The organism is Lysobacter alkalisoli (assembly GCF_006547045.1).
In the GTDB taxonomy this organism is placed as follows: Bacteria; Pseudomonadota; Gammaproteobacteria; order Xanthomonadales; family Xanthomonadaceae; genus Marilutibacter; species Marilutibacter alkalisoli.
Genome location: NZ_CP041242.1, coordinates 3497014 through 3511389, shown reverse-complemented (window position 1 = coordinate 3511389; position 14376 = coordinate 3497014). Strand labels below are relative to the sequence as shown.

Annotated in this window: 11 protein-coding genes; 9 read left to right on the top strand and 2 right to left on the bottom strand. The window is 66.2% G+C overall.

Features of this window, described 5'->3' with window-relative positions:
* Positions 1-135: 135 nt before the first annotated feature.
* The 6 genes from FKV23_RS15495 to FKV23_RS15470 all read left to right on the top strand — a co-directional run bounded on the left by FKV23_RS15495 (position 136) and on the right by FKV23_RS15470 (position 5165).
* Positions 136-696, top strand: a complete 561-nt coding sequence (locus FKV23_RS15495; RefSeq protein WP_141624669.1) for a hypothetical protein — start codon at positions 136-138, stop codon at positions 694-696.
* Positions 693-1958, top strand: coding sequence for an alpha/beta hydrolase family protein (locus FKV23_RS15490; protein WP_244244029.1), 1266 nt, complete (start codon positions 693-695; stop codon positions 1956-1958). The genes FKV23_RS15495 and FKV23_RS15490 overlap by 4 nt, the downstream gene beginning before the upstream one ends.
* Before the next feature lie 188 nt (positions 1959-2146).
* The gene (locus tag FKV23_RS15485; protein WP_141624668.1) at positions 2147-2830 is read left to right on the top strand and encodes a hypothetical protein; all 684 of its coding nucleotides are present in this window, start codon (positions 2147-2149) and stop codon (positions 2828-2830) included.
* Between the two features lie 78 nt (positions 2831-2908).
* Complete coding sequence (locus FKV23_RS15480) at positions 2909-4000, top strand: peptidoglycan-binding protein (RefSeq protein ID WP_141624667.1); 1092 nt, start codon at positions 2909-2911, stop codon at positions 3998-4000.
* 147 nt (positions 4001-4147) lie between these two features.
* The gene (locus tag FKV23_RS15475; RefSeq protein WP_167285311.1) at positions 4148-4534 is read left to right on the top strand and encodes a type IV secretion system protein; all 387 of its coding nucleotides are present in this window, start codon (positions 4148-4150) and stop codon (positions 4532-4534) included.
* Positions 4535-4697: 163 nt separating this feature from the next.
* The gene (locus FKV23_RS15470) at positions 4698-5165 is read left to right on the top strand and encodes a hypothetical protein (protein ID WP_141624665.1); all 468 of its coding nucleotides are present in this window, start codon (positions 4698-4700) and stop codon (positions 5163-5165) included.
* 73 nt (positions 5166-5238) lie between these two features.
* Here the strand turns inward: FKV23_RS15470 and FKV23_RS15465 are convergent, their stop codons facing one another.
* Entirely contained in the window at positions 5239-7638 is a 2400-nt protein-coding gene (locus FKV23_RS15465; protein ID WP_141624664.1) for an alpha/beta hydrolase family protein, read from the bottom strand.
* A 285-nt stretch (positions 7639-7923) separates the two neighbouring features.
* Between FKV23_RS15465 and FKV23_RS15460 the strand changes: the two genes are divergently transcribed.
* Complete coding sequence (locus tag FKV23_RS15460) at positions 7924-8193, top strand: YcgL domain-containing protein (RefSeq protein ID WP_141624663.1); 270 nt, start codon at positions 7924-7926, stop codon at positions 8191-8193.
* The gene (locus FKV23_RS15455) at positions 8186-11572 is read left to right on the top strand and encodes an ankyrin repeat domain-containing protein (RefSeq protein ID WP_141624662.1); all 3387 of its coding nucleotides are present in this window, start codon (positions 8186-8188) and stop codon (positions 11570-11572) included. The genes FKV23_RS15460 and FKV23_RS15455 overlap by 8 nt, the downstream gene beginning before the upstream one ends.
* A gap of 10 nt (positions 11573-11582) precedes the next feature.
* Here the strand turns inward: FKV23_RS15455 and FKV23_RS15450 are convergent, their stop codons facing one another.
* On the bottom strand, positions 11583-13397 hold the full coding sequence (locus FKV23_RS15450) for a monovalent cation:proton antiporter-2 (CPA2) family protein (protein ID WP_141624661.1): 1815 nt from the start codon (positions 13395-13397) through the stop codon (positions 11583-11585).
* A 119-nt stretch (positions 13398-13516) separates the two neighbouring features.
* Here FKV23_RS15450 and FKV23_RS15445 point away from each other — a divergent pair, with 119 nt between their 5' ends.
* Positions 13517-14368 (top strand): energy transducer TonB, encoded by an 852-nt coding sequence (locus FKV23_RS15445; protein WP_141624660.1) that lies wholly within the window; start codon positions 13517-13519, stop codon positions 14366-14368.
* Positions 14369-14376: the final 8 nt, after the last annotated feature.

The window sequence follows — 14376 nt, the reverse complement described above, 5'->3', positions numbered from 1 at the left end:
GTGAGCTGGCCCTGGATTCCACTCAATCTAGACACGGTGGCAATGGTGCCGAACAACAGAATCATGACGAAGGCTCGATGGACAGTGGCGCTGTCGGCCCCCCTTTTATTCTCCATAACCGCATGCAGTGCATCCATGAGCGAAAACTCCAAACCCGAATACCGAGAGAATCCTGACCCACAACAGAAGCATCGTCTGACGATGCGCATCGACAACGCGCCCGGCCAGTTCGACTGGATCCACGGCACGATGCAGTTCAACGTCGAAAACACCGAATGCCTGCCGCCACCGAAGGAGAACCCGGGTGGACATACCTCGCCGGTGCCGGTGCGCATGATTCCGTTCGAGCTCGAGCGCCAGCCGGATGGTGAGTACACGGCCGCGGTGTTCACCGACGGCATGATCGACGAGGACTATTACGATCGTGGGGTCTGCCGGTGGAAGCTCCTGAACGTGCAGGTGCAACTGAAGGCCACCGGAGCCGAGGAGGAAACCCTGTTCATGGCCGACCTGTTCCAGGATGAGCTGATGGCCGGGCAGGCGAAAACACTCTACTACTGGAAAAACCGTTATCCGCGCGAAGATGGTTTTGACAGCTTCCCTGCATCAGGTCAGGGGGATCTCTCGCAGGTTCCTGCCGATAAGCAGGAAGAATTCTTCAGCATCAGTCTGACCGCCAAGGAGGCGACACCGTGACGATCAACAGTCAGCAGTACGCGAATCTGGCCGACCACACCTATGACCGCCAGGGCGACATGGCGCAGCTGGCTGCGCGGCGGGAGGTCATCGAGATCGAGGGAACACGCTATAAAGTTGTCGACCATGTCGACAATCCGCGCAACGGCTACCAGGGCACGATCTACCAGAGGGTGGATACGGGAGAGATCGTCGTTGCCCACCGGGGTACGGAGTTCGACCGTGAGGCCCTTCGTGATGGACTGACGGATGCGGGCATGGTGCTGACGCGCCAGAACGTCCAGGCCGACGACGCCATCGCACTGACACGCAGGGCCTTGGAGTATGCGCAGCGGGAAGGTCTCCAGCCCGGAAGGCAGGCTCCCGAAGTCAGCGTCACCGGCCACTCGCTGGGCGGCACGCTGGCACAGATCTCGGCGCATCACTTCGATCTGCGCGGCGAGACCTTCAATGCCTACGGTGCGGCCAGCCTGGATCGTCGCATTCCCGAAGGCGGGGAAAGGGTGCTCAATCATGTGATGGCCACCGACCCGGTCAGCGCGGCAAGCCCGCATTACGGGCAGGTGCGGATATACGCCCAGCCTGACGAAATTAAACGTCTGCACACGAGCGGTTACCACGACAACCGCATTCTGGACGCACTGGTCCGGGACATGCCGCTGCTCGCCGCGGGCCGGTCGTTTGATGCCCACAGCATGCACCACTTCCTGAACGTGGACGGCGACGGCCGACCCGATGTATCGACGCTGCGAGATCCAGAGACGCGCCAGTTGGCGGACCAGCACAGCCGGATGATCGAGGACTACCGCGGTGACGTAGAAGGCATTCGCCGCGGCATCACCCGCGGGGCCCGCGGCCCGGGCGGCTTGCTGCAGGACGGCGTCGATTGGCTGCGCGGACCGGTCGAGGCCGGCGAACCTGCGGCGCGTGAAGCACGCGAGCAGGCGTCGCGCGAAGCGCTGGAGGCGGCACGAGCACGGCCTGGCCAAGGCGTACAAGGGTCGGGGCTGTTCGACTCGGACGGTCCACTCAAGTGGCCGGATTCCTTGCCACGCGCGGACATGGGCGGTCCGCCGCTGCGGCCGAGCGCGGCGGCTGAAGCAACGGCGCGCCTGGACCAACTGCTGGCGGGCAATCTTGAGCCGGCCCGTCAGCGGCATGGGTGGGACCTTGAAGTGGCAGCGCATCGCGAGCGCCTGGGGCCGACGCGCGATCAGGAAGCCCAGCAGCAGGCCGTCGAGCAGGCCGGATTGGCGCGCTGAGGTTGCCCAGTCAAGGTGTGAGGAGAGTGATATAAACGGTGAAGTTTATTACTCTGCCTGCACACGAGCCTGTCTTTCATAGGTATAGAGCGGGGCAATCAGGTAGCAACAGACCCGCTTTTTGTAAGTCACTACTTCCCGGTTCAGAGCAACAATAGCCTAGTCTAATTAGACGTACAGGACGCGACATGAAACAACAGCTAATATCAATCCAGCACCCGCAGCGGCTTGCCGCTATGGGTGTTTTGTTGCTTGTTCTGGCAGGGTGCCAAGGCCCAGAGCAACAGGGTGACATGCAGATCGATGCTGCAAACATGGAAAATTTGTTGTCAGCCGAGTCGTCAAAAAAGGATCAGATACCAACCATGGGCAATGTAGAAGACTTCATCCCGGCGGGCGGCAGTTTGCTGGCCTCGCAAACCGGCGATCTCAATGGCGATGGAATTGAGGATGTAGTGGCTGTCGTCGATCTCCCGCGTGATGACGAGCAGTCCAACGATTTACCCCCTCGCGTGACCATGCTGTTGATCCGGGATGCGGATGGTCAGCTGCAGAAAGTTACGCAGAACGATGCTCTGGTGCCCTGCGCAAAGTGTGGCGGGTTGATGGGCGATCCTTTCGGGTATATCCGTGTCGAACCGGGTAAATTCACTGTCGTGATCGAGGGCGGCTCGCGCCAGCGATGGTCGGCTGAGTATGTGTTCCAGCATTCGGTCCAGTCGAATGACTGGTACCTGCAGAAGGCGGAACGTAACGCCTACGACCAGATATCGGAAGAGAGTGTGTCGAAGACCTTTACGTCGGAGGATTTCGGGCAAATTTCCTTCGCTGACTTTGACCCTTCAATGATCCAGGAGGTGGTGCTTCCCTGAAATTTGCTGCATGACCAAGTTGGAACGTAGATGAAAGAGGGATTCTTTTGTCATTTTTAATCATGAGGAGTTACTGACATGGCAACAGATCGAGAAACGCAGTTGTTGAGCGCCGCCTACGAGGCGGGAATCACATCGCCGAGAGAACTGGCGAACTTCATGGCGCAGGTGAGCGCCGAATCAGGTGGCCTGAACCGGCTCAACGAGAGCTTCCGGTATTCTGGGGGTCCCGAAACCGTCTCGAACAATGTGAGGTCGGCCTTGCGGCAGGGGCCCGAAGCCCTGAATGCTGCATGGCGAGAGGCGATGGATGGCCGTCCGGAGCCGCTGGCGGAGTTGATGTACGGCGGCCGGATGGGCAATAACGAGCCGGGTGATGGCTACGAATATCGTGGCCGTGGCTATATACAACTCACCGGCAAGAACCAGTACCGGGCTGCGGGCGAGGCGCTTGACCTGGATCTGGTCAACCAGCCGGAGTTGGCCGCGGAACCAGAGAATGCGGCCAGGATTGCGATCTGGTACTGGCAGGAGAACGTGCAGGCACGGGCGCCCGAAAGCGTCAGGGAGGCCGGCTCGATCATCAATACGGGGGCGATGGGAAACACGCCCAACGGCCTCGGTCACCGTGAGGCGGAGTTTGCGAAATGGCAACGCACATTGACACCTGAGGTCATGGAGCAACTGGCTCAGGGCGAAATCGGTGCAATTCAGGGGGCGCGACGTCCGTCCGTGGACCCACTTGCTGACGGCGTGCTCCGAAACGGCGAGAAGGGCGAGCCGATCCGGGAGTTGCAGCAGGACCTGCATGCGCTCGGATATACCGGCCGCAATGGCCAGCCGCTGACGGCAGATGGCGATTTCGGCGCCAACACCGAGCACGCCGTGCGTGCCTATCAGCGCGATCATGGCTTGACGGTGGACGGCATCGTTGGTCCGAGGACACTGGAGTCCATCCAGCAACAGCAGCAAGAGCAGTCACAGACTCAGCCGACAACGGCTGCCCAAGGCGCCACATCCGCCATCGACCGCCTGCTCGCAGGCCAGATCGATCCAGCCGCCCAGCAGGCCTGGAACCGAGATGTGGCCGCCTGCCGCCCGTGCCCTGATCCCGTACGCGAGCAGGAGGCGCAACAGCAAGCGCAGCAGCAGGACGGAATGGCGCGCTAGAACCATCACAGTGCATCAGTGATGCTCATGGGCGTTACTGTCATCACAAACTTCCCTTCTCTCCAGTCCGCCGGAGAGTAGGGAAGGGTTCTCGATCGCCTGTCCCACGACATCGGTGTATCCCGTGATGGCGTGATCGGCCGTGTGATGCAGATGGTGCAGTTGGTGGCGCTGACGTTGCTAACGCTGTGGGTGTTCGTGCAGGGGTGCCGGGTGATGACCGGTCAGATGCGCGATTCGATGATGCAGTTGACGGTCAACACGCTGCGCGCGGTGCTGATCGTGACGGCGGCGATCTCGTTCGGAAGCTTCGACGATCCGATCACGCGCTACGTGACCACGGACATGAAGAATGGGTTCCACTGGGTGATCACGGGCGAAGAGGGCTCGCCGGAGGACGACATCGACGCATCAAAGGAGAAGGAGCGGGCGGTCACGATGATCGGCCTGGCCGTGGGCCGTGGACCGCATGATGGTCCGAAGACGCTGGAGGCCATTGAATCTAGGTGGCCACAGGGGCAGACTCAGGCGTAACCGCAACAACGAAAACATGTCAAGTTCAACCATGGTTGGTTAATGACTCTGTTCAATTGATTTTCAAGGAGATTGCAATGAAGCCTTTCCGTCCCTCTCTTGTCTTGCTCGCCACCGCGCTGTCCATGGCCACGATCGCGCCCGCACCCGCACGGGCGCAGATGTGTCCAGGCGGGGGGGCGGCTGCTTCGAATATCTCACTCACTACGGCAACAACCCCTTCCTGTTCTGCACCATCGGCGCGCCGTACGATGGCTGGATTTCGGTGGTATGGCAGACGGGGCAATTTCAGGTGATCAACCCGTATTATTTCAATCCGGTATCGGCGGCGCAGTATGCGCGGGTGTGTCCGGCGGCCTCGGGCCTGGGCGGTATGTCAAGCGCGGCATCCATGTCACTGCAGGCGATGCAGCAGACGGTGATGAGCGAAGTGAGCCAGATCAGGGGCAAGAAGAAGTGGTCGCGATCGAAGAAGCAGCGGCGGATTCAAGAGGTAATGAACAGGTATACACAGGATGCGGTGCAGATTGTGTCGGTCGAGAACCAGGTTCCGCCGCCGTCGCAGGTGCTGCCGGAGGATGCGCTGGAACGGGCGGAGGGGCGGACGCAGCCCCCGCCGGCGAATCCCTGACGCTTTCTTGATGTGTGGGGAGCGAGGTGACCGAGGCCGGCCGAGTGGTCCCAGTGCCGGCCCAGCCTTGGATTTACTCCCCGTCCTTCAACGCCCGCTCGAACAACTCGAAAATCCGCCGATACTCGTCATACCAGCTGTCCGGATGCACGAAGCCGTGGCGCTCCATCGGGTAGCTGGCCAGTTCCCACTTGTCCTTGCGCAGTTCGATCAGGCGCTGGGCCAGCATCACCGAGTCCTTGTAGAACACGTTGTCGTCGATCATGCCGTGGGCGATCAGCAGGTGGTCCTGCAGGCCTTCGGCATACTCGATGGGTGAAGAGCGCTGGTAGGCCTCGGGGTCGAGTTCGGGCGTGTTGAGGATGTTGCTGGTGTACTCGTGGTTGTACTGCGACCAGTCGGTGACCGGGCGCAGGGCAGCGCCGGCCTTGAACACGCCCGGTTCGCGGAACAGCGCCATGAAGGCCATGAAGCCGCCGTAGCTGCCGCCATAGATGCCGACGCGGTCGCGGTCGCCCTGCTTCTGTTCGACCAGCCATTCGATGCCGTCGAGGTAATCCTCAAGCTCGGGGTGGCCCATCTGCCGGTAGATTGCGGTACGCCAGTCGCGGCCATGGCCGGCGCTGGCGCGGTAATCGAGGTCGAGCACGATGTAGCCGCTGTCGACCAGCAGGTTGTGGAACATCTGCTCGCGGAAGTAGACGGGGTAGCGATCGTGCACGTTCTGCAGGTAGCCGGCGCCGTGCACGAACAGGACGATCGGATAGCTGCGGCCCGGTACGTAGTCCTTCGGTCCGTAGAACTTGCCCCAGATGGCATCGGCACCGTGGCGACTGGGCACCTGCACGTATTCGGGCTCGATCCAGTCGCGGTGCTTGAACGCGGGCTTGCGGGTATCGGTCAGCCGGGCCAGGCCGCTGCCGTCGGTGCCGATCACGGCCACCTGCGGTGGCAGGTAGCTGGCGGAATGGCGGACCAGCAGCCGGGTCCCATCCGGTGACAGCGCGAAATCCTCGACACCGTCCAGTGCGGTCACCTCGCGCACGTTGCCGCCGTCGCGGTCGACCGTGCAGACTTCGTAGTCGCCGGGCCAGTCGCGGTTGCAGGTGAAGTAGAAGCTGCGACCGTCGGCCGACAGCTGCGGGCTGGAGACTTCCCACCGGCCCGAGGTCAGGGCGCGCGGTCTGCCGTTGCCCTCGATCACATACAGGTGCGAGTAGCCGCTCTGCTCCGACAACAACCACAACGTGCCGTCCGGGGTCCAGCCGAAATCGTTGTAGCGCCAGTTGATCCAGGCCGGGTCGGTGAGGCGATGGCGTGGCTGCAGCCTGGCGTTGGCCAGGTCGACCGTCGCGATCCAGCGATCCTTGTTGTCGATCGCACGCAGCATCACCGCGACGTTGCGGCCGTCGTCGCTCCATTCGATCGCCGGGCCGCTGCCGTCGATCGCCACCCGCAGCGGGCGCTCGCCCTTGAGCGGGTCCTGGTCGGCAGCCTTGCGCAGCGAGGCCAGCGGGTCGTCGCCGATGCCGGGCAGGGCGTCGAATTTCAACTCGTTCACCTTGGCCGTTGCCGTTTCGACCAGCCACAGGCGGTGCGGCTGAGGATCCTTGCGGCCGACCCGGGTGCGGACCTCCTCGAACTCCTCGTAGCCTGACTCGGTGACGTACTTGGGCATCTTGCCGCGCTGCCCACCGTTGTCGCCCTTGGCGTGGGTGACTGCCAGCAGCCAGCGACCGTCGGGCGACAGCACGCTGTCCTCGATCACCACGTCCTTGCCCAGGTATACCGGGGCCGGCGCACGGGTCGGGTCGGCGGCGCGCCATTGCATGTCCTGCTCGCGCTGGGTGTCGCGTTGCTCGCGCTCGGTGCGCAGGGTCTCGACCAGGCGCAGCTGGCGGTCACGCAGGTCGTCGGCCTTCGGCGCCTTGCCCGGATCGTCGGTGGCCTTGACCAGCGCGGCCTGGCTGATGCCCTGGCCGGCGCGCCACTGGAACCAGTCGTTGCCGGCGCGGAACACCAGGTTGCCGTCGCGGCTCCACTGCGGTCGCGATTCGTGGGCCTCGCTGCGGGTGACCTGGGTCAGCACGCCGTTGTGCAGGTCGCGGACGAAGATATCGCCGTTGCGGACGAAGGCCATGCGCCTGCGCTGGGAGTCGTAGACCGGACGTCTGCCATCGAGGTCGGCAAGGTCGGCGCCATCCACCATCTGTGCGGTGCCCCCGTCGATGCCCTGGCGCCAGGTGTCGCGCACCGGCGAGCCGTCGCGCTTGAGACGGTACTGCACGCTGCGGCCGTCCCAGCTCCACCACGCGGCCTCGACCGGCGGGCCGATCCAGTCCGGATCGGCCATGGTCTGGGCCAGGGTCAGCGGCTCGGACGGCGCCAGCGTCGGCGGGTCGGCGGCCAGGGCGGGGCCGCCGAGGAGCGCGGCGGCAAGCAGGGTGGCAGGCAGGCTTCGGCAAAGGCGCATCGTCATCGGGATTCGTGCGGAAAACCGACGCAGGGTAGCAGGCCGGCTCAAGGCCCGGCCGGGCCATCGGTCATGCCCGCGGGAGCGTCCCGACTATCACCCCAGCGCAGGTGGTGGCCAGGGACCTGGTTCTTGAAGGGGTGACGTCGATGGATTCCGCCTGTACGTGAATGACGGCAGTTTTCCGGGCGGCTGGAGGTGGCTTCCCCTCCACTCTTCACCTGTCGTCCGGGTATGCTTGTCTCCAATCGCCGCGCCTTCCCCCGGGCGCCGCCGCAGCGACCGATGCAAGCCTACGTCTACAAAAGTCTGCGCAAAGCCGACACCTATATATATCTGGCCGCGCGCGACGATTTCGCCCGCCTGCCCGAACCGTTGCGCGGCCAGCTCGGCCAGTTGGCCTACGTGCTGGAAGTGGTGCTGACCCCGGAGCGCAAACTGGCCCAGGAGGATCCGGCCGTGGTTCGAGAGAACCTGGCCACGCGCGGTTTCCATCTGCAGTTCCCGCCCACCGCAGCCGATCCGATGACCGAGGATTGGGGTACCGATGCCTGAGCAGGTGCGTTCCGGAGCTTCCACACCATCGGTCGCCGGTCGCACGGGCGGCGTCGCTTTCGACAAGTGGCTTGTGCTGTGCACTGTCGCCGGCCTGGTGCTGGCCAGCCTGACCGGGCTTGGCACGGTGGCTGCGGCGCTGGGCGGGGTGCTGGCACAGCCGGCGTTCGCGCTGGCGGTGCGGCGCTGGCGCGCACGCGCCAGCGCGCCACGACTGGACTGGCGCGGCGACGGTCTCGCCCTGCTTGGCCTGTGGACCGCGGCGGGGACGGGTTTGGCATTGCTGCTGGCATGGCCGATGTCGACACTGGTGGCGCAGGGTTCGTTGTCATCGGCATTGGGCGTGAGCGCGGTCATCGGCCTGGTGCTGATCGCGTTGTGGCGGACCTGGCCACTCTGGCACCGGATCGAGCACCGTGGCGGCTCGCTTGCGGCGGCCTGGCGGACACTCGGCGATTGCGAGCCCGGCGCCTGGCGCGGGCTGGCCGCGGCGGGCGTGGTGCTGGTGCCGCTGCTGCTGGTGCTGCTGCTGGCCTGGCCGGGACTGCTCTCCGGCGGCCTGCGCGTGATGGCAGTACTGGCGCTGACTCTGGGTTCGCCGTTGCTGCACTTCGTGCTGCAGAGCCTGCGCGATCCAGAGCCGGTGCTGGTGATCGGCGGCCTGCCGGTCGAAGGAGTCGTCGATGACGGTCCCGATGCGGCCGTGGCGGTGGAACCGGCCGTGGCCGATGGCGAGCCGTTGGAGCCGGCCCTGCATGCCGCCGCCCGTTCCGGCCGGGTCGAGCGCGCACTGGAACTGATCGAGGCCGGCGCCGACCCGCACGCGCCGCCGTCCGAAAACGAGCGCGACCGGCGCAGCCTGGCCGTGCTGGCCGCGGTGCTGCCCGACCTGCGCCTGCTGCGGCGGCTGATCGCGGCAGGGGTCGATCTCAACGAATCCCATGGCGGCATGACGCCGTTGATCGCCGCCACCCGCGACAGCTGGCATGGCCGTCCCGACGCGGTGATGACCCTCCTCGCCAACGGCGCCGACCCGCGCGTTCGCGACAGCGAAGGCAACACCCCGCTGCACCACGCCGCGCGCAGCTCCGATCCTGGCGTGGCGGCGCTGCTGCGTGATGCCGCCGCCGATATCGACGCGCTCAATGACGATGGTCAGTCGCCGCTCGGCGTGGCCTGCGCCTGCGGCAACTGGCGGCTGGCGCGGTTCCTGCTCGAGCGTGGTGCCCGCCCGCATCCACAGGGCGGACGCCCGGCCCTGCTCGATGCCGCTGGCGGCGATGAGGACGATCCGGCCGGCGTGCAGCTGCTGCTCAAGCAGAAGGCGCGCGTCGATGCCACCGATGGGCGCAGCCGCACCGCCCTGCACGAAGCAGTGCTGGCCGGCCATGCGGATATCGTCAGCGTGCTGCTGGCGGCCGGTGCCGACCCGGCCGCCGTCGACGCGCAGGGCCACAACGCGGTACTCGAAGCCGCCCGTGCCGGCCGTCCTTCGATACTCGAACAACTGCTCGCCCACCTGCCCGACGAGGGCGCCGACGAGGCCAACGCGCTCGATGCCGCCGGCCGCAACGCGCTGCAACTGGCCTGCATGGCCGAAGCGACGACGCCGGCACTGATCCAGCGCCTGCTCGCGCTCGGCGTGCCGCCCGAGCACCGCGACAGCGAAGGCCAGCGCGCGGTCGATCGGGCGGCCCAGATCGGGCGTTGGGCGCTGGTGGCCGCGCTCGATGCCGGCTATGCGTTGCCGATCAGTGTCGGCGGCGACCTGTCCGATGACGAGTTGGATGCCAGCATCGATGCACCGTTGCCCGACCGACCGCCGGTCGAACTGCTGCGCGAAGCCCTCGCAGAGGGCCGCGAACACGCTGCCGGGCCAATGGCCAAGCTGGTGCCGGCCGCCGAGCTGGGCCGGATGCTGCATGCCGAATCATTGCCACCTGTCGCCCAGGTCGAATGGCTGTTGCGCCATGGCGCCACTGCCGATGTGCGCAACGCCAATGGCGATACCGTCCTGTTCGACTGGCTGGGCCGCGGTCCGTCCGCGTGGCCGCAGATCGATGTGCTGCTTCGGCATGGCGTGAGCCCTGCCGGCCGTGGCGGTCTGGCCCGCTTCATGGCGGCCTGCCTGGCCGACAAGGGCGGTGCCCGGGCCGACGAGGCGCAGGCACTGGCGCTGCTCGAACGCGGTGCCGATCCGTTCGCCGCCTCACCGGCGGGCGATCCGGCGCTGGCGCTGGCGGTGCGGCTGGGCTGGCCACACTTGCTCGATCGCCTGCTCACGACCGGTGTCGACCTCAACGTTCGCGACAGCCACGGCATGAGCGCGCTGCATCTGGCCGCGGCGCTCGGCCGCGGGGACATGCTCAAACGTCTGGTCGCGTGTGGCGCCGCTCCCGACCTGCTCGCTGCCGATGGCCAGACCCCGCTCGGTGTGGCCCTGGCATCGGGCCGTCGTGATCTGGCCGATTGGCTCGATTGGCGCGGCTGGGTACTGCCACGGCGCCCGTTGCGCGATTCCGATGTGCCGGCCGCCGCGATTATTGGCGATGTCGATGCGGTGCGCCGGCTGCTCGACCTTGGCCATCCGGTCGATGCGATGGACAGCCAGGGCTGCAGCGCATTGCTGCGCGCGGCCGGTGGCGGACATGCTGCCCTGGTCGAGCTGCTGCTTGAACGTGGAGCCGATCCGAAACGGGCCGCCAACTCCGGTGCCACCCCGCTGTCGGCCGCGGTCAGCATGCGCCATTCCGGGATCGTCGATTGCCTGCTTGCGGCGGGCGCCGCGCTCGAGCAACGCCTGCCCGGCGAACTGACCGTGCTGATGGTCGCCTGCGCGCTCGGCCTGCCGGACATGGCCGGACGCCTGCTCGCCGCCGGCGCCGATGCCCATGCGGTCGATGCCCAGGGCCGCACGCCGCTGCACTGTGCGGCGATGTACGCCTTTACCGCCCGCGACCGCTCGCGACTGGTCGCACTGTTCGACACCCTGCTGCTGGCCGACGGTGATGTCGATGTCAGCGCCGCCGGAGCGACCCCGCTGCTGTTGCTGCTCGGCGCCCGTGCCGAGCCCGGCACCGCGGCCGACGAGGACTGCCTGATCGCCGGCCTGGAACTGCTGCTCGATCACGACGCCCAGCTTGATGTCGCCGATCCGCGCGGCTTCGGCCCGCTGCACCTGGCGGCCCTGCATGGTCTGTCCGCGGTGGTGCAATGGCTGCTGCGCGCCGGAGCCAACCCCGATCTGCGCGATTCGCTCAACCGCACCCCGCGCGAGATCGCGGTGATGCGCGGCTTCGTCGACATCGCCGCCGAATTCGCCCCGCCCGACGCGAGCAACAGCGTGTCGATGGCGCGGTTCCTGCGCGACCGGAACTGACGTCGGGTTCCTACCGGTCGCCTGCACCCGGGCCTGAAGCCGTGCCCAGCACCCCTTGGCCAGCATCGGCGTCGAGCAGTTCCTCCAGCTCGCGGCGCGCATCCTTGACGGTCTGGCGCAGCGCGTCCTCGTCGTGGCGGATCGGTTGCTGGGCGTGCAACAGGCGTTCGTCGTGCTCGGCGAAACGGGCTGCGGTCTGGCGCGCGGCGGCTTCCGGCACGCCCAGCGCCATCAGCACCTGGGCGCCGGTGTGCAGGCTGGAATGCAACAGCTCGCGCACCGGTTCGACGCCGATGTCCATCAGTTCCCACGACACGCGGCGGTCGCGCGCCTGCACCAGCACCCTGGCTTGCGGGTACAGGTGGCGGATCGAGCGCGCCACGCGCAGGCTTTCGCCCGGGTCGTCGATCGCGACCACGAACACGCGCACGTGCTCGGCACCGGCCGCGCGCAGCAGGTCGGGCTTGCCCGGGTCGCCGTAATAAATGGTGTTGTCGAAGCGGCGCGAGAATTCCAGCTGCTCGACATCGTGCTCGATCACGATGAATGGCGTGCGGTGCATCGCCAGCACACGGGCCACGATCTGGCCGAAGCGGCCGAAGCCGGCGATCAGCACCTGCGGGCGTCCATCGTCGGGCATCGGGTCGGGCTCGCGCTCGGCCGCCGGCACCGGCTTGCGTGACAGCTTGCGCGACACCGCGATCACCAGCAGCGGGGTCAATGCCATCGACACGCCGACCGTGGCGACCAGGCGGTCGCGCATGGCCAGGTCGAGCAGGCCCGCGCGTACCGCTTCGGCGAACACCACGAACGCGAACTCGCCGCCCAGCGCCAGCACCGCGCCCAGGCGCAGCGCTTCCTTCTTGTCCAGCCCGCCCGGGATTGCTCCGAGCAGGTAGATCAGCGCGAACTTGAGCAACATCAGCGTCGCGACCAGGGCGAGGATGAGACCCGGCTCGGACAGCACCCGGCCCAGGTCGATGCTCATGCCCACGGCCATGAAGAACAGGCCCAGCAGCAGCCCCTTGAACGGCTCGATCTGCGATTCCAGCTCGTGGCGGAACTCCGAATCGGCGAGCAGCACGCCGGCGATGAATGCGCCCAGGCCCGCCGACAGCCCGGCGTGCTGCATCAGCCACGCCGAACCGAGCACGGTCAGCAGCGCCGCGCCGGTGAACACCTCCGGCATCTGCGAACGGGCGACGATGCGGAACACGTGCCGCAGCAGCAGCCGGCCGCCGAGCACCAGGATCGCGATCGCGGCCAGCGCCTGCACCACCCCGGTCCAGCCCGGCCCGGCCTCGTCGCCGGCGACGCCGAGCAGCGGTATCGCCGCCAGCAGCGGGATCGCGGCCAGGTCCTGGAACAGCAGGATCGCGAAACCCAGCCGCCCGTGCGGCGCGGTCAGGGTCTTGCGTTCGGCCAGCAACTGCAGGCCGACCGCGGTCGACGACAACGCCAGGCCGAAGCCGACCACGATCGCCGCCTTCGTGCCCAGCCCGCCGAGCATCGACAGCCCGGCCAGCGCCACCCCGCACAACAGCACCTGCAGCCCACCGATCCCGAACACCGGCCGCCGCATCACCTTCAGCCGCGGCAACGACAGCTCCAGGCCGATCACGAACAGCATCATCACCACGCCGATCTCCGATGCGGTCAGCACCGGTTCTGCATCGGCGATCACCCTGAGACCCGACGGCCCCAGCACCACGCCCGCGACCAGATAGCCGAGCACCGCCCCCAGCCCGAAGCGCCGGAACACCGGCACCGCGATCACCGCGGCGAGCAGGAAAACCAGCGCGAGTTCGAGACCTTGGCCGTGCATGTCGTTACCGGGTTGTTGCGGGAATGGCGCGGCATGGCGGACCGCGTGCCGGGCTGATATTGTCACAGCCGACCACGCCCCGGGGCGGCGCGGATGCAACCAAGCATGGAGGATTTGGAATGATGCGTGTATCGGCTTTCATGGTGGCGGTACTGGCGTTGGTGGTCGGCTTGGCCGTGGCAGCCCCGCCGGGACCCAAATCGGTCCGCGACCGGATCGAGGCCAGCATGCTGGTCACCGGCGAGATCGATATCGACAGGGAAGGGCAGGTGCTGGCGTATCGGCTGGACGAATTTGACAAGCTTCCACCCGAGGTAGTGGAGCTGCTGGACAGGTCGGTTCCGGCGTGGGCATTCAAGCCGGTCGAGATCGATGGCAGTCCTGTGAAGGTGCGCGCACGCACCAGTATTCTCATCCATGCCAGCAAGATGGACGAGGACAGCTATCGCATCAGTATTGCCAAGGCCGGTTTCGGTTCGCATGACGATGATGACATGCCCACATCAAAGCGGCTTTCGCCGCCCCGATATCCCGTGGACATGGCTCAGGCAGGCGTTGGTGGCACCGTCTACCTGCTCATCAAGGTTGCACGTGATGGCGAAGTGCTGGATGTGGCGCCCGAGCAAGTCAATCTGAGGGTGGTGGCCAACGAGCGTCAGTTGCAGCGTTTCCGCGACACGCTCGCGCAGAACGCGATTGGCGCCGCGCGTCGCTGGCAGTTCAACCCACCGGTGAAGCCGGACGATTCGCCCTATTGGGTGGTGCGGGTACCGGTCGACTACGTTGCACCGGGCCATCGGGTCCCGAAGTACGGCGAGTGGTATTCCTATGTCCCTGGACCTCGTGCTGAAGCGCCGTGGGAAGGTGTTGAGCACCTGGACCCGCCCGAGACCCTCGTCGCCGGCGGCGTCTACGGGATCGGTAAGCGAGGCCCGGAGTTGCTTACGCCATTGGCTTCACCCGAGAGCTGATCGCAGAC